The sequence below is a fragment of the Dysgonomonas mossii DSM 22836 genome (assembly GCF_000213575.1).
In the GTDB taxonomy this organism is placed as follows: Bacteria; Bacteroidota; Bacteroidia; order Bacteroidales; family Dysgonomonadaceae; genus Dysgonomonas; species Dysgonomonas mossii.
Genome location: NZ_GL892005.1, coordinates 486,971 through 503,543 on the forward strand (window position 1 = coordinate 486,971; position 16,573 = coordinate 503,543).

General features: G+C 37.4%; 9 protein-coding genes. 7 read left to right on the forward strand and 2 right to left on the reverse strand.

The features are described 5' to 3' along the window. Positions 1-33 precede the first annotated feature (33 nt). Positions 34-1,422, reverse strand: coding sequence for an aspartate ammonia-lyase (locus HMPREF9456_RS05615; RefSeq protein WP_006842509.1), 1,389 nt, complete (start codon positions 1,420-1,422; stop codon positions 34-36). A 186-nt stretch (positions 1,423-1,608) separates the two neighbouring features. Between HMPREF9456_RS05615 and HMPREF9456_RS05620 the strand changes: the two genes are divergently transcribed. From HMPREF9456_RS05620 to HMPREF9456_RS05635, 4 genes are all read left to right on the forward strand, one after another. Next, a complete protein-coding gene (locus HMPREF9456_RS05620) occupies positions 1,609-2,064 on the forward strand; it encodes a hypothetical protein (RefSeq protein ID WP_018074799.1) in 456 nt (151 codons plus the stop codon). A gap of 91 nt (positions 2,065-2,155) precedes the next feature. Beyond that, complete coding sequence (locus HMPREF9456_RS05625) at positions 2,156-3,391, forward strand: efflux RND transporter periplasmic adaptor subunit (RefSeq protein WP_006842511.1); 1,236 nt, start codon at positions 2,156-2,158, stop codon at positions 3,389-3,391. Between the two features lie 17 nt (positions 3,392-3,408). Beyond that, positions 3,409-6,507, forward strand: a complete 3,099-nt coding sequence (locus HMPREF9456_RS05630) for an efflux RND transporter permease subunit (RefSeq protein ID WP_006842512.1) — start codon at positions 3,409-3,411, stop codon at positions 6,505-6,507. 17 nt (positions 6,508-6,524) lie between these two features. Continuing rightward, positions 6,525-7,697, forward strand: a complete 1,173-nt coding sequence (locus HMPREF9456_RS05635; protein WP_006842513.1) for a TolC family protein — start codon at positions 6,525-6,527, stop codon at positions 7,695-7,697. Positions 7,698-7,781: 84 nt separating this feature from the next. Here the strand turns inward: HMPREF9456_RS05635 and HMPREF9456_RS05640 are convergent, their stop codons facing one another. Further along, positions 7,782-8,609, reverse strand: coding sequence for an ROK family protein (locus tag HMPREF9456_RS05640; RefSeq protein ID WP_006842514.1), 828 nt, complete (start codon positions 8,607-8,609; stop codon positions 7,782-7,784). Positions 8,610-8,774: 165 nt separating this feature from the next. Here HMPREF9456_RS05640 and HMPREF9456_RS05645 point away from each other — a divergent pair, with 165 nt between their 5' ends. From HMPREF9456_RS05645 to HMPREF9456_RS05655, 3 genes are all read left to right on the forward strand, one after another. Beyond that, positions 8,775-11,603: a triple tyrosine motif-containing protein gene (locus tag HMPREF9456_RS05645; protein ID WP_245530994.1), complete on the forward strand. Its 2,829-nt coding sequence runs from the start codon at positions 8,775-8,777 to the stop codon at positions 11,601-11,603. A gap of 281 nt (positions 11,604-11,884) precedes the next feature. Beyond that, positions 11,885-14,947: a SusC/RagA family TonB-linked outer membrane protein gene (locus HMPREF9456_RS05650; protein WP_006842516.1), complete on the forward strand. Its 3,063-nt coding sequence runs from the start codon at positions 11,885-11,887 to the stop codon at positions 14,945-14,947. A 19-nt stretch (positions 14,948-14,966) separates the two neighbouring features. Further along, entirely contained in the window at positions 14,967-16,487 is a 1,521-nt protein-coding gene (locus tag HMPREF9456_RS05655) for a RagB/SusD family nutrient uptake outer membrane protein (protein WP_006842517.1), read from the forward strand. The last annotated feature ends 86 nt before the right edge of the window (positions 16,488-16,573 follow it).

The following is a 16,573-nucleotide window of genomic DNA, read 5'->3' on the forward strand; positions in this document are numbered from 1 at the left end:
TTTCACTCCTTTTCCATTTTTTGCAGGGAGAGGTTATTTTATTCCCGTCATATTTTCCGGATTTAATATTCTATCCAAATCATCTTTAGATAATATATTCTTCTTTAGTACTAGATTGTACACATTTGCCCCTGTTTCCAAAGCTTCTTTTGCTATAGCCGTGCTATTCTCATAGCCTATATACGGATTCAATGCTGTAACAAGTCCTATGCTGTTCATAACAAGATTTTTGCAATGTTCTTCGTTAGCCGTAATACCCTCGATACAATTTTTCCTGAGGCAAACCATCGCATTGTTGAGCAGGTTTTGCGATTCTAATAAAGTATATGTTATAATAGGTTCCATAACATTCAGTTGTAGCTGACCTGCTTCGGAAGCCATTGTTACCGCAAAATCATTAGCCAGTACTCTAAAGCATGTTTGAGAAACAACTTCAGGAATAACCGGATTTACTTTCCCCGGCATAATAGAAGAACCTGCTTGCATTGGCGGAAGATTTATTTCGTGTACTCCGCAGCGTGGCCCTGATGCCAGTATTCTAAGGTCGTTACATATTTTGGAAAGCTTTGTCGCTAACTTTTTCAAGGCAGAAGAATAGGCCACGAAACTGCCTGTATTAGATGTGGCTTCTACCAAATTTTTTGCAGGAGTAAAATTAAATCGAGTAAGGCGAGTGAGATTTTTAGCACATAATGCGTCATAACCGGGGATAGCATTTAGTCCTGTCCCTACAGCCGTTGCTCCCATATTTATTTCGAGGCACAAATTTACGCTTTGTCTCAGAGAAGTCTTCTCTTTCTCCAAAGTCGCAGCGTATGCGTCAAACTGTTGTCCCAATGTCATTGGTATGGCATCTTGTAGGTGGGTACGTCCCATTGTTACCACATGTTTCAGTTCGTCTCCTTTTTCTTTGAGGGCTGTTATTAACTCAATCAAGGTATCTTCTATCATTTCATTGTAAAATAGAATCCCAAGTTTTACTCCTGTAGGATAAGCATCGTTTGTCGATTGAGAGAGGTTTACGTGGTCGTAAGGAGAGCAGTATTGATATTCACCCTTTTTGTGCCCCATAATCTCTAAGGCAATATTTGTAACTACCTCGTTGATATTCATGTTGGTTGATGTTCCTGCACCTCCTTGTAGCATATCACTCGGAAACTGATCATTGTAATCTCCTTCTATAACTTTTTTACAGGCTTCTATTATTGCATCGTGAATGTCTTTATCCAAGACTCCGAGTTCATAATTCGCTTCGGCTGCTGCCCATTTTACATAAGCTAAAGCTTTAATGAACTGAGGATAATGCGATAACTTTATCCCTGAAATGTTAAAATTATTGATCGCTCTTTGAGTGTGTATTCCATAATAAGCATTATCAGGAACAGGCAGACTGCTAATAAGGTCATTTTCTATTCTACTCATGATGTGATATTTTGAAAGTTATTAAATGGGTTTTTGGTTAACAATCGTTCACTAAGTTATATATTTATTCTTAATTAAAATATTCTTTCTATTAAAATGTCATATTTTATCAGTTCTAAATTCCTTCGTTGCTTTTTTGTATGAAGAAAAGAAAGCTTCTTTACCTAAGTTTTGTATCTTTGTAGTATGAGACATTTGAGACTAATAGCTTTGACTCTAACTTTGATGGCTAGCATGTTTATGTTAGCCCATGCTATTATGCCTCATTCGCATCATGATGGTGTTATCTGTTTTTCTCTTGAAGAAATTATGCATCGACATCATTGCTCTGACCAGCAAGATGATACCCATAACTGTTGTGGACAACATAAAAAAGGATGTCATCATCAGGCGCATGCTGAAGATTGTAATCTTCAGGAATTGATACTTCGTCAACAAGATAATACGCATGATGATATATTGCCATGTGCAAACTGTCTTTCTCTTGCCTATATATTATACTCATTGAATGAGTTTTATCTGGAAGCTCCACAGTTTGGGGAACGCTTCAGACAAAAACCTTACTTAGTAAACTATACCCCGCCTTTTGTAGGTTCCATAAAAAGCCTGCGAGCACCTCCTGTATCTTATTTTTTAGCATAAATTCTCTAACAGAGAAGTTTGAATTATTATAGGGACAGTTTCCTAAACTGCCTATAATTGTTTTGTTTATTCAAGTTTAAGAAATAACAATATGAAAAAATATGTAATATATATCGCTTGTTTGCTTGCGATGCTTTGGGGGTGCAACTCTAAACAAAAAGCAGACAATCACACAGAACAAAATAAAGAATCTCATGCAGGGCATAATCATTCTGAAGAAGAGGGAGCTCACTCTCACGCCGAAGGAGAGGAGTGTGACCACGATCATGCTGAAGGAGATGATTCGCATGATAAAGAAGCCCATAGAGAGGAAATCGTATTCTCGCCCGAGCAGGCTAAAAAGGCAGGATTAGAAATTGTGAATGTTCAGCCTTCTGCATTTCATCAGGTAATAAAGACCAGTGGACAAATTCTATCAGCACAAGGCGACGAGGTAACAATCTCTGCAACTGCCAGCGGAATGGTATCATTTAATAAGGCTTCGTTGAATGAAGGATTAGCCGTACGTGGCGGAGAATCGCTTCTAAGTATTTCTTCTAAAAATATAGTGGATGGAGACCCTGTGGCAAAAGCGAAGTCTGCATACGAGATTGCTCAGAAGGAATATCAGAGAGCTGAATCTCTGATCGGAAATAAGCTTATTGCCGAAAAAGAATATAACGAGATCAAGCTGAACTACGAAAATGCTAGAGTTGCTTATCACGCTATCGGGCAGAAAACTACAGCTAAGGGTGTGGGAGTATCAACTCCTATAAGTGGATTTATAAAGACAAAATTGGTTAACGAAGGTCAATACGTGGAAGTAGGGCAAGCCTTAATGACCGTTACGCAGAATAGAAGATTGCAACTAAGAGCTGACGTTTCGGAACGTTACTTTAAAGATTTAGGATATGTAATATCCGCCAATTTCAAAACGCCTTACGATAAAACGGTTTATACCCTTTCCGCTTTAAACGGAAGGCTGGTATCGTACGGAAAGTCTTCGTCTAGCCAAGAATACTATGTACCGGTCAATTTTGAATTTGACAATATAGGTCAAATAATATCCGGTTCTTATGTCGAGGTTTATCTCTTAGGACAACCGCGTAGCAATGTTATTTCTATCCCTGTATCTTCTTTAATCGAAGAACAAGGTCTGTATTTCGTTTATTTGCAATCTCACGATGATGCATATAGCAAGCAGGAAGTTACTTTGGGTGCAAATGATGGCAATCGTGTGGAAATCTTGTCGGGTCTGAAGAAGGGAGATAAAGTAGTAAGTAAAGGAGCATATCATGTCAAGTTAGCTTCTACATCATCAGCAATCCCTCATGCTCATGAACATTAAATTGAGGAGGAATAAATATGCTGAATAAAATAATACAATTTTCGTTGAACAATCGGCTGATTGTTCTTATCGGTGCTGTTCTCCTATTGGTTGGCGGGCTTTATACAGCCAAGAATATGGAGATAGATGTATTTCCAGATCTCAATGCTCCTACCGTAGTGATAATGACAGAGGCGAATGGGATGGCTTCGGAAGAGGTGGAACGCCTGGTCTCTTTTCCGATCGAAACAGCAGTGAATGGTGCTACAGATGTACGGCGGGTACGCTCGTCATCTACTACAGGTTTCTCTGTTGTATGGGTTGAATTCGATTGGGGTACAGATATTTATAAAGCTCGGCAGATAGTAACCGAAAAACTGGCTACTCTGGGTGATGCTTTACCCGAAAATATAGGACAACCGACATTAGGACCACAATCTTCGATACTGGGAGAAGTGATGATTATCGGGCTGACTGCTGACTCTACATCTTTATTAGACCTTCGCACTATTGCCGATTGGACGATACGCCCACGCTTACTATCCACAGGAGGAGTGGCACAGGTGACAGTGATAGGTGGTGATATCAAAGAATATCAAATACTACTCGACCCGGGACGTATGAAACATTACGGTGTTACGCTAGATGAAGTGCTACAAGTAACTCGTAATATGAATCAGAATGCATCGGGAGGTGTGTTGTATGAGTACGGGAATGAATATATAGTAAGAGGTGTTCTGCAAAGTGCCGATGTAAAAGAAATAGGCAAAGCTGTAATAAAGAAAGTAGGAGAAAGTCCTATTCTGATCAGTGATGTAGCAGATGTAAAGATAGGAGCAAAAACGCCTAAGTTAGGTGTCGCTTCCGAAAAAACAAAATCAGCCGTATTGCTGACTATAACCAAGCAACCCAATACAAATACTATCGAGCTGAGTGAGAAGCTGGATGCTTCTATAGCCGACTTGCAAAAAGGACTTCCTACGGATGTGAAAATATCAACAGATATTTTCCGTCAGGAACGTTTTATTAATAACTCTATTAATAATGTGCAGAAGTCCCTTTATGAAGGTTCTATTTTTGTAGTCATCGTGCTGCTCTTGTTTTTGATGAATGGTCGTACCACTTTCATTTCCTTAATGGCTTTACCCCTTTCTTTACTGACTTCTATTCTTGCTCTCAAGCTGATGGGCTTAACGATCAATACAATGAGCTTGGGAGGGATGGCTATTGCCATTGGTTCGCTGGTAGACGATGCTATTATAGACGTTGAAAATGTGTTTAAGCACTTGAGAGAGAATCGGAAAAAGCCAAAGGAGGAACAACAAAGTGTGCTTACTATTGTATTCGAGGCATCGAAGGAAGTACGTATGCCAATATTGAACTCAACATTGATCATTGTAGCAAGTTTTACTCCTCTGTTTTTCCTTAGCGGTATGGAAGGGCGTATGCTTGTTCCTCTGGGGATAGCTTTTATCGTTGCTCTTTTTGCATCTACAATTATTGCTCTTACAGTAACTCCTGTATTGTGTAGCTACTTACTTGCAAATAATAAGAAAGATAAGATAGAAAAAGAATCCGTATTTGTAATGAAGCTTAAGGCTATTTATGAAAAAAGCTTGCATTGGGCATTAGAGAAACAAAAGATAGTATTGGGAATAACAGGCTTGTTGTTGATTTCGGCTATTGCTATTTCTTTTACTTTTGGGCGTAACTTTTTACCGCCATTTAATGAAGGGTCTTTTACTGTAACACTAAATACCTTGCCGGGTATATCCTTGGAGGAATCTGATAAGGTAGCTGGAATGGCAGAAGAAGCGATTCTTAGCGTTCCCGAAATACAAACCGTAGGACGTAAAACCGGGCGAGCTGAACTGGATGAGCATTCTTTTGGTGTGAATAGTTCTGAGATTGAAGCACCCTTTATATTAAAAGATCGTCCTCAGAAGGAAGTATTGGCAGAGCTTAGGGATAAACTGAATGCCATACCGGGAATTAGTGTGGAAATAGGTCAACCTATATCGCATCGTATCGATCACATGCTTTCGGGTACCAAAGCCAATATTGCCATAAAGATATTTGGTACAGACCTGAATAAATTATTCTCTCTCGGAAATGATATCAAGTCCAAGATAGAGGGCATAGAAGGTGTTGCCGACTTGAATGTAGAGCAGCAGGTCGAGCGTCCCCAATTAAAGATTGTACCTAAACGTGAATTGTTGGCAAAATATGGTATCACCTTACCTGAATTTACTGAGTTTGTAACTACAATGCTTTCGGGTGAAGTTGTTTCTCAGGTTTATGATGCAGGTAAAAGTTTTGACTTGACGCTAAAAGTTGATGAGAACTATAAAGACCAAGCCGAGAAGATCAGAAATTTGATGATCGATGCTAACGGGCTCAAAGTACCATTTGCTTATATTGCAGATATATCATCCTCTACGGGCCCTAATACAATCAACAGGGAGAATGCTCAGCGTAAAATTGTCGTGTCGGCAAACGTTGCCGGAAGAGATTTGCGAAGCGTTGTAAATGAAATTCAGGAGAATTTGGATAATAATATTCAGTTGCCTGAAGGTTATCATATTGAATATGGAGGACAGTTTGAAAGTGAACAGGCAGCATCGCAGATATTGCTCATTGCTTCTGTTTTTGCTATTCTTATTATCTTTCTATTGCTATTCAATCAGTTTAGAAGTGTTACACAATCGGCTGTAATTCTTCTTAATCTTCCTCTGGCTCTTATTGGTGGAGTGTATGCTATTCTGTTTACATCCGGAGAGATCAGCATTCCGGCTATTATCGGATTTATATCCTTGTTTGGTATTGCTACGCGAAACGGAATTTTGCTGATGGCTCATTACAACGATTTGGGAAACAAGGGGTACTCTGTGAATAAGAGTATATTGCAGGGATCGCTCGATCGGTTGAATCCTATTTTGATGACAGCTTTGTCCTCAGGACTAGCTTTGATACCTCTGGCTGTACAAGGAAGTTTACCGGGTAATGAAATTCAGAGCCCTATGGCTAAGGTTATTTTGGGTGGACTACTGACTTCCACCATGTTGAATATGTACATTGTGCCGATAGTATACAGAATGCTTAAGAGAAGAAAGACTTTAAAAGAAGAGATTGTTTAATAATTGAGTTATAATTTATGAAACAAATAATATATATTCTTTTGTCGGTGCTAACTATTAGTGCACAGGCTCAAGACTCGTTCGATAATGTTTTGAAGGAGATAGAAATTAATAATACAACGCTGAAAGCTTATCGCGAGAAGGCGAATGCTGATAAGATTGGTAACAAGACAGGAATAAATATGGCTAATCCCGAAGTAGAATTCGGTTATCTGTGGGGAAGTCCCTCCGGAGAAGGCAACCGTGTAGACCTTAATGTAACCCAGTCGTTTGATTTCCCTACAGCATATCGCTATAAGACACAATTGTCTGATGAGAAAAACCAACAGGTAGATATGATCTATGATCAACAGAAAGTGGAGATTTTGCAACAAGCTCGCTTAATTTGTGTAGAGCTGGTTTATCAAACGAAGATGAACAAGATATTATCGGATCGACTGAAACAAGCCAAAGAGCTTTCTGATGCTTATCAGAAGAGTTTTGATCAAGGAAATATCGATGTTTTGGAGCGTAATAAAACGAAGTTGAACTTGCTAAATGCTGAGAAAGCTTTGCAGATCAATGAAGTTGATTTGAATTTATCTAAATCTGAGTTGCAGCGATTGAACGGAGGTTTGGATGTTGGAGAATTTAATCGTTATTCAGATTTTACCTTTCCTCTGAACTTTATAGAATGGTTTGCAATAGTAAAGGCTAATAATCCTTCATTACGTGTAGCGGAACAAGAAGTTGCGTTAAGCAGAAAGCAGGAACAGCTTACAAGGGCTTTAAATTTACCAAAGATAACAGCCGGATATGCCAGCGAAAGAGTATCAGGCACAACATTTCAGGGAGTTTCGGTTGGCGTATCCATTCCTTTGTGGGAAGGGAAAAATACAGTGAAGCATCAGAAAGCCCAAACGGTAGCATTGCAGATGCAGCATGAGGACTCTGAGTTACAATTCAGGAATACCTTGAAGAATCAGTATGATAAAGCAAAGAAATTATCTCTGTTGTTAAAAGAGTATGAAGATGCTTTGAGTGTTACCAGTAGTCAGGATTTGCTTAAAATAGCATTGGATAAGGGGCAGTTATCCCTTATTAATTATCTATTAGAGTTGTCTGTGTATTATGAAACAGTGGATAAGTATCTGGAGACAGAACGAGATTATCAGCTTGCTGTAGCTGAGCTGCAGCAGTGGGAGAGATAAGATATCATTCTTTTTATTTTTTGACGGAGTGAAGAATCATAACATTATAGATTCTTCACTCCGTTCTGTATAATGGCTACTAATTTAGCTTAGGGTTGATGCTCCAAGTATAGCAACATCTTCTACTTTAGATGTATATATCTTCAGGTTCTTTACTGTTTCGGGATAAGGAAAGCTATCAAGACTATCCATCATGGCGGGAGCAAAATATTCGTAAGCGTTGGCTATACTTCCGCCTAAAATAATCACTCGAGGATCGTAAGCAAAAAGAATTACTTTCATCAGGTCGCCCACATGGTGTCCAAATTGATTCCATAGAATGATAGAGTCAACATCTTCATTTGCTTTAGCCTTTTCAAAAGCTTCCTTCCCGGTGATGCCATGTACACGAGTGAAATAAGAACTGCTGCAATAAGACTCGTAGTCATATTCCAGATAAGGAATACATCCGACCTCGCCGGCTCCAGTATTTCCTCCGTTGTATAATTTGCCATCAATAATAATTCCTGAGCCTACACCTGTTCCTAACGCAACGGCTACTAAATCTTTCGATCCGGCTCCTTCTCCAAAATGATATTCACCCAGAGCAAAACAGTTACAGTCATTATTTACGAAGACCGGGATATTAAATTCTTTTTCCAATATTTCTTTTAGATGCACTTCTTTCCAAGAGGGGATATTCATTACATTATATACAATACCCTTTTCTGCATCCACTACAGACGGTACACCTATCCCTATACTTTCTATTTCTGGCGATATGATTTGATGAAGCATGTCTGTCAATTGTTTTATAACAATGTCTTCGGGCTGGTCTGCTTTACATCGCTCTGATATTTTCTTTACAATGACTCCATTGTTAACAACCCCCATTCTGACATTCGTTCCTCCCAGGTCTATCCCGATTTTCATGATTTTCTGATATTAATTTTTTTATTACATACAAATATAACTTATGAACTTCTAAAGGCAAAACGATTGAGGACATTATATTGACATCTATCTGAAAACAAAATCCATAAAAAAGTAGTATTTTTGATGTCTTAAATAAGAAAGCTCTTTGTAAATTCAACCTGAATGAATAATTTAATGAAATATATCTTTTTATTATTCCTAACCTTCCTTCCTTTCATTTCAATTTCGGCAAATAAACCACATGTTATCAACCTGTCCAAGAGCATGTATAGAGCCGATAATAAAAACTGGTCGATAGCGCAAGACGAAAAAGGAATAATGTATTTTGGCAACGATATAGGCTTGCTCGAGTTCGACGGTGTAGAATGGAGGTTAAACCGTATCCCTAACTCTCTAATAGCACGCTCGGTAGCAGTACTTTCGCATCAAACTATTTTTACGGGCAGTTATGAGGAGTTTGGTCGATGGGATAGGGATATCTCAGGAAAATTAGTCTACACTTCTTTAAGTGATCAGTTGGATAAAGCTCTTTTTAAAAATGATGATTTTTGGAAGATCTGGATTGCGGAGGATTGCGTTTATTTTCAATCTTTTTCCTCCATCTATATGTACGACTATAAAACGGTGAAACATGTACCTTTCAATGGGGGCTTCTTATTATTATCTAAGGTAAGAAATGAATTCTTGGTGCAACAGATGTTTGGAGCTTTGTATCGCCTAAAAGGAACTACATTAACAAAGATAGAAGGAAGTGAAATCTTTACGAATACCGATGTTAGAGTTATATTGCCATATTCGACTGATAAATATCTTATAGGCACATCTACAAAAGGAATGTATATTTATGATGGAAAGACCTTTAATCAATGGAATGCTGCAATATCTTCTACCTTAAGCTCTGCAGAGCTTAATTGCGGTATATTGTCTTCGAAGGGTGTTTATTTTTTCGGAACTATATTAGATGGTATTTATCAGGTTGACGAAAGTGGAAATATATTAGATCATCTATCTACTATAAATACCCTCCAGAATAATACGGTGCTGTCCCTCTATGAAGATAATATAGGTAATGTGTGGGCTGCTCTGGATAAAGGTATCTCTTATATACAGCATATAGAGAATATGGACTGCTATATAGATAAAGGAGGAAAAACTGGTGCTGTATATGGTGGTGCTCTGTGGAATGATAAATTGTTTGTTGCTACCAATCAAGGTGTGTTTTATATAGCTGCTGAAGATCTGAGAAAGCCAGAAGCTTTGGCTAATATGAAACTGATAAATGGGACACAAGGGCAAGTCTGGACATTAAAAGTTGTGAATGGAAAGCTATACTGTTGTCATAATAAGGGTCTAAAATTAATAAATAGTAACCTTTCGGTTTCAGATGTGTTTGATATACATACCGGTGTTTACAACATCATGGAAGCAAAATATAAAGAGAAAGACTTGCTTTTTCTATCTACCTATCAGTCTCTAAAAATTGTAGATCTCGCTACAAATAAGGTATATATGCCGAAGCAGATATCAGAGCCGATAATTAATGCGGATATTGATCATATCGGTAATATTTGGTTAGAGCATGCTAATAGAGGGATTTATAGATGTAAACTTAGTGACGATCTCTCGGGCTTTGAAACATTCTCATATTACGGAGGAAGTAATAAAGATGGATTCCCATACAAAATGAAAATGTTTAAGGTGGGAGGACGTATTGTTTTGCTTGGAAATAATGAGTTTTATACCTACGATGATATTTCAAATAAAATAGTGCCGAATACAATACTGAATGACTGCTTTAAAAATGTAAAGAACCTAAAGCAAATTGTACATATTCGTGGAAATCTATTTTGGGCACTCACAGATGCTTCGATTTATAAATTCTCATATGATGGCTATGAAGCATCTATTCTCGAAAGTTACAACTTAGGGATGAACTTATCATTGGTAAACGCATACGAAAATGTGTCTATCCTGAATGATTCATTGAGCCTTGTTTGCTTGGATAATGGATTTATGATATACAATAAAGAACATGTCGTAAAAAAAGACCTTCAAAATAAATTACCTCTTCCATATTTAAGAATGTTGGGAACAACAAATGGTTATGGCGACTACGAATACAAGAATCTTGCTCAATTAGCTAAGGTATCATACAACTATAATACTATAACCTTTGGCTTTTCAGCAGAGAATGCTTTTTCATCTAATTTTTCATTTCAGTATATGTTGCAAGGCGTAGATAAGGATTGGTCTGTACCGCAAAAGGTGAATGGTGCTCAGTATGCTCGTTTACCTGAAGGTAAGTATGTCTTTATGGTACGTACAGTAGACAATCTCGGACATTATTCCGAATCTATTTCTTATGAGTTTGAAATACTGCCGCCTTGGTATCAGACTATTTGGGCGTATATGTTTTATATTCTTGCTTTTTTCTTTGTCATGTATATCATCTGGATGCTCATATTAAGACGATATCGAAACTTGCATCTTCAAAAGATTAGACATAGGGAAACCAAACGCTTGAAAATGTTGGCCGGGGAGTTGCAGCAAGAAGTGGAACAAAAGAGTGCCGAACTTCTTACTCAAACATCTTTTATTATTCAGAAAAATGAACTCATTTTGAAAGTAAAAGATATCATAGATGATTTTTATTCAAAGAATAGAAACAATGCTTTGATTCCATTGTCTCAAAAAATAAATGCCTTGCTCAATAGTAATATGAATACGGAAGACGACTGGAAAACATTTCTACTAAAGTTTGAAGAGAAACATACAGGCTTTTTCAAAAAAATGAAAACTCTATACCCTCAGTTAACCAATAATGATCTTAGGCTTTGTGCTTGTTTGAAACTAAATTTGGAAACAAAGGAGATTGCTTCTTTAATGAATTTATCCATTAGAGCCGTTGAAAATAGTCGTTATAGATTAAGGAAAAAGTTAAATATTCTTCCTTCCCAGAACTTGAATGAGTTTTTCCTAAATATAGATTAACTATTCTAATTTATTGTTTATTATATTTTTATGATTGTTTGAGAGGTAAAAGTGAGGTGGCGGTATTGTTAAAAGAGGAGCGGGTGTATTCACGGTGTATTAACTTTTAGAAACACTCTGTCTATAAACTCTAATTTTGACACAAATCTAATATCATACGCACAGAAAGAACAATCATAACTTAGCCGTTACTGAAAAATACGATCACTTTTTAGTTCTTCTTTTCTGTCGTTCATAGTAGATTTTATTTGAAAATATGTGTTTAAATAAAAAGTAAGACTATGAAAATTAAACCTAAAAAAATGAAAAGTTCAGCTGCTCTCATGCGGAGAATTTTTTTCTTCACTTGTTTTCTTTTGGCAAGCGTGACGACTATTTATGCGCAGACCAAAACAATCTCGGGTAAGGTTGTGGATCAAGCGAATGAGCCTCTAATCGGAGTTAGTGTTCTGGTACAAGGTACAACAAACGGAACAATAACAGATATAGATGGTATGTATTCTCTTTCTGCAAAACAAGGAGATGTCCTTGTGTTTTCTTATTTGGGAATGAAATCTCAATCAGTTACTGTAGGTACCCAGAATGCGATAAACGTAGTATTGGAAGATGACGCCAAAATGCTAACGGAAACAGTCGTAATTGGTTATGGTACAGCAAAGAAAAGAGACTTGACCGGTTCCATTGCCAGTATTAAAGCAGAGGATATAGCAAACCGTCCATCTGCCAACCCATTAGCCTCATTGCAAGGAAAAGTAGCAGGGGTGCAGGTGGTAAATACAGGTATTGCCGGACAAGATCCTGAAATCCGTATTCGCGGAACAAACTCAATTAACGGATATAAGCCACTATATGTAGTTGATGGATTATTTAATGATAACATTAGCTTCTTAAATGCTGCCGACATTGAATCAATGGAAATCTTGAAAGACCCTTCATCATTGGCTATCTTTGGTGTACGTGGTGCAAATGGTGTTATTATTGTTACTACTAAAAAAGCGAAGGAAGGTCAGACATTGGTAAATATCAATACTTCTTTTGGTTTTAAATCGGTAGTAGATAAAATCAAAATGGCGAATGCTGCACAGTTTAAAGAACTTTATTCAGAGCAGTTAGCAAATCAAGGTGCAAGTCCTTTCGATTATACAAACTGGACTGCTGATACAGATTGGCAAGATGAAATATTCCAAACAGGATTTATTACCAATAACAATATTAGTATAACATCTTCTAGCGAAAGGAATAAGTTCTATATGGGTGTTGGTTATACTTCAGAAGAAGGAACTTTGAAGCATGAACAATTCAGTAAGGTAACTATCAATCTGAGCAGTGATTACACTATCACTAAAGCATTTAAAGTTGGATTCCAATTTAATGGTGCTCGTTCAACCCCTCTTAATACTTCTACCAGCTTATATACAGATGTTGTGAAAAGAGCTTTATATGCAGCACCTATTGCAGCTCCTTATAATGAAAAAGAAGGTTTGTATAATACATTGCCTAGTTTCCAAAAAAATGAAGTGTCAAATCCGATGACTATTGTTGAGTTACAAAAGGATATGAACAAAGTAATTGACTACAGAGCATCCGGTAATGTATATGGAGATCTTACATTCTTGAAGAACTTCAATTTCCGTGTAATGTATTCATTAGATTACAAATCTTATGATAGCAGATTATATACTCCTAAGAGAACTATATTCGATGTTGATACTCAACAGCCTGTGGTTATGGGAGATGGGAAAACTGCTGTACAGCAACAAAAAACAAATGAAACAAAGGTTCAAAGCGATTATTTGTTGACTTATACAAATAGCTTTAATAATCATAATATTACAGCTACAGCCGGTTTTACAACATACTATAACAACTTATCCAGTCTTACCGGAAGACGTGGCGAAGGAAACGGACTCCCTATTGCTAATGATCCTGATAAATGGTTTGTAAGCATCGGTGATGCAAATGCAGCATCTGCTGAAAGTACACAATGGGAACGTTCAACCGTTTCATTCTTGGCAAGGGGATTGTATAATTATAAAAACAAATATTTGTTCAACGGATCGTTCCGTCGTGATGGATCTTCAGGATTCTTCTATACAGGCAACGAATGGCAAAATTTCTACTCTTTAGGTGCTGGTTGGGTAATAACAGAAGAGGATTTTATGAAAGACTTCACTTTTCTTGATTACTTGAAGCTTAAAGGATCATGGGGTACTCTAGGAAACCAAAATATGGATAGAGTTTATCCAGCAGAACCAGTGCTTCTAAACACTTCTAATGCGGTTTTTGCTGATAATATAATACCGGGATATGAAATCGCATATCTTCCAAATCCAAACTTGAGATGGGAAAAAATTGAGGCTTGGGAAGCCGGACTTGAAGCTTATTTCTTGAAAAACAGATTGAACTTCGAAGGTGTTTATTATAAGAAGAAGACTAAAGATCTTTTAGCTGAAATTCCTGGTATTGCAGGTACAAGACCAGGTCTTGGTAATCTAGGTTCAATGGAAAATAAAGGGGTTGAATTAACTTTATCATGGAATGATAAAATCGGTTCAGAATGGAGATATGGAGTTAGTGGTAATTTAACTACAATCAAGAATAAAGTCTTGTATTTATATCAAGAAGGATACAACATTACTACCGGAACTTCTGGTCTTCCTGAAATGTCTTATACACAGGCAGGATATCCTATCGGATATTTCTATGGATATAAAGTGGAGGGTATATATCAAAATCAAGCAGAAATTGATGCCGCTAAGAATACACTAGGAGCTAAACCCGGAGATTTGAAATTCAAAGATGTGAACGGAGACGGTCAAATAACCACTGCCGATAGAACAATGATAGGTAACCCTACTCCTGATTTTACATATGGACTTTCAGTAAATGTAGGATACAAAAATTTTGACCTGTCTGTTGACATGATGGGTGTATATGGTAATGAAATTTATCGCACATGGAATCTTTATGCTTGGTCTCAATTTAACTACCTAGAGGCTAGAATGGATAGATGGCACGGCGAAGGAACTTCTAATACAGAGCCAATAATGGCTAACAATAGAAACATTAATAGAGGTTCTACTCCATCAGATTACTTTATTGAAGACGGTAGCTTCTTCCGTATCAGAAATATTCAATTAGGTTATACTTTCGGTGCAGATATGTTGAAAAAATTAAGAATGAGATCTTTAAGAGTATATATAAATGCTCAAAATCCTAAAACATGGAAAAATAATACAGGCTATTCTCCAGAATTAGGAGGTTCGGCTATAGCTTTCGGTATCGATGCTAATCCGTATCCAATACCTGCGGTTTACACATTTGGTTTAAATCTTACATTTTAATAGATAAAAACAATATATTATGAAACGAATATTTAATAAATATATATATGCCGCTATAATTGCTGCTTTAGCATTATCGGTTATCAGCTGTAATGATTTTCTGGACAAAAGTCCTCAAGGAAGTTTTACTGAGGATGACGATACTAGTGGTGGTGTAGAAGCAAAAATCTTTGGTGTTTACTCAAAAATGAGAAGTTATAATATAACTGCCGGGATTCCTGCATTTGCAGTGCACATGTTCCGTTCCGAAGATTCTGAAAAAGGAAGTACTGAGAATGATGGACCGGATAACGCCAGATTTTGGGATGATTTTGAATACACAGCATCTAATGGGATATTAGGAACTTACTGGAATCATAATTATTCGATAATTCATGACTGTAACTCTACTATAGATACTATACAGAAATTGAATAACAGTGATCTTAGAAGCTTGGAAGCAGAAGCTAAATTCTTTAGAGCTTATTGTTATTTCAACTTGGTGAGAGCATGGGGTGAAGTTCCTAAAATAGACTTTAAAATAAAAGATGCATCACAGGCAAATATTCCGAAAAGTTCTGCTGCTGAGATTTATGCATTAATTGATGCGGACCTTACTTTTGCTGAAGCAAATTTACCTCAATCTTGGCAAGCTAAATATACAGGACGTTTAACATGGGGTGCTGCCAAATCGTTACATGCCAGAACATATATGATGCGTAACGACTGGGGAAATATGCTTGCTGCATCTAAAGAAGTTATCAATTCAGGAATTTATAATCTGAATACATCTGTTGATCAGGTGTTTACTGATGCGGGAGAGAACTGTGGCGAATCAATTTTTGAGCTGCAATGTACTGCTACTGCGGCAATGCCTGCAAGTACAGCTATCGGTAGCCAGTTTTGTCAGGTGCAAGGCGTGAGAGGTGCCGGACAGTGGAATCTTGGCTGGGGTTGGCACATGGCAACAAAAGAGCTGGGAACAGCTTTCGAGCCTGGAGATCCACGTAAAGATGCTACACTACTGTATTTCAGAAAACCGGGTGAAGCTATCACTCCTGAAAATACAAACAAGCCATATGGCGAGTCTCCTGAATCATCTGCAATGGGTGCATACTTTAATAAAAAGGCATACACAAATCCGGCGATGAGAGCTAAATATACGAGAGAAGGATTCTGGGTTAATATACGTATTATCCGTTATCCGGACGTTATTCTTATGGCAGCAGAAGCCGCAAACGAATTAGGTCAGACTGAAGATGCTTTGAAATATTTGGAAATGGTAAGATCTCATGCCAGAGGAGCCAGCACCAGCATATTACCCAAAGTTACTACAGAAGATCAGGTGGAATTGAGAAAAGCTATTCAGCGTGAAAGAAGAGTAGAATTGGCTTTGGAACCAGACCGTTTTTATGACTTAGTACGTTGGGGTACAGCTAAAGAAGTGTTACATGCAGCAGGTAAAACAAATTATCAAGATAAGCATGCATTACTTCCGGTTCCTCAATCGGAAATAGATAAATCAAATGGTGTTTTGAAACAAAACCCCAACTATCAATAAGGTTATTAGGTTATCACATTTTTAATGGTAAGGGCTAGACAATTAGCCCTTACTAATTTTAGGCAAGAAATAATTAGAGTTAAGGT

Bases quoted from the DNA above. Each gene is read 5' to 3' on its own strand.
- HMPREF9456_RS05655 (WP_006842517.1), top strand. From the start codon at position 14,967: ATGAAACGAATATTTAATAAATATATATATGCCGCTATAATTGCTGCT.
- HMPREF9456_RS05625 (WP_006842511.1), top strand. From the start codon at position 2,156: ATGAAAAAATATGTAATATATATCGCTTGTTTGCTTGCGATGCTTTGG.
- HMPREF9456_RS05635 (WP_006842513.1), top strand. From the start codon at position 6,525: ATGAAACAAATAATATATATTCTTTTGTCGGTGCTAACTATTAGTGCA.
- HMPREF9456_RS05640 (WP_006842514.1), bottom strand. From the start codon at position 8,609: ATGAAAATCGGGATAGACCTGGGAGGAACGAATGTCAGAATGGGGGTT.
- HMPREF9456_RS05630 (WP_006842512.1), top strand. From the start codon at position 3,409: ATGCTGAATAAAATAATACAATTTTCGTTGAACAATCGGCTGATTGTT.
- HMPREF9456_RS05645 (WP_245530994.1), top strand. From the start codon at position 8,775: ATGAATAATTTAATGAAATATATCTTTTTATTATTCCTAACCTTCCTT.
- HMPREF9456_RS05620 (WP_018074799.1), top strand. From the start codon at position 1,609: ATGAGACATTTGAGACTAATAGCTTTGACTCTAACTTTGATGGCTAGC.
- HMPREF9456_RS05615 (WP_006842509.1), bottom strand. From the start codon at position 1,422: ATGAGTAGAATAGAAAATGACCTTATTAGCAGTCTGCCTGTTCCTGAT.
- HMPREF9456_RS05650 (WP_006842516.1), top strand. From the start codon at position 11,885: ATGAAAATTAAACCTAAAAAAATGAAAAGTTCAGCTGCTCTCATGCGG.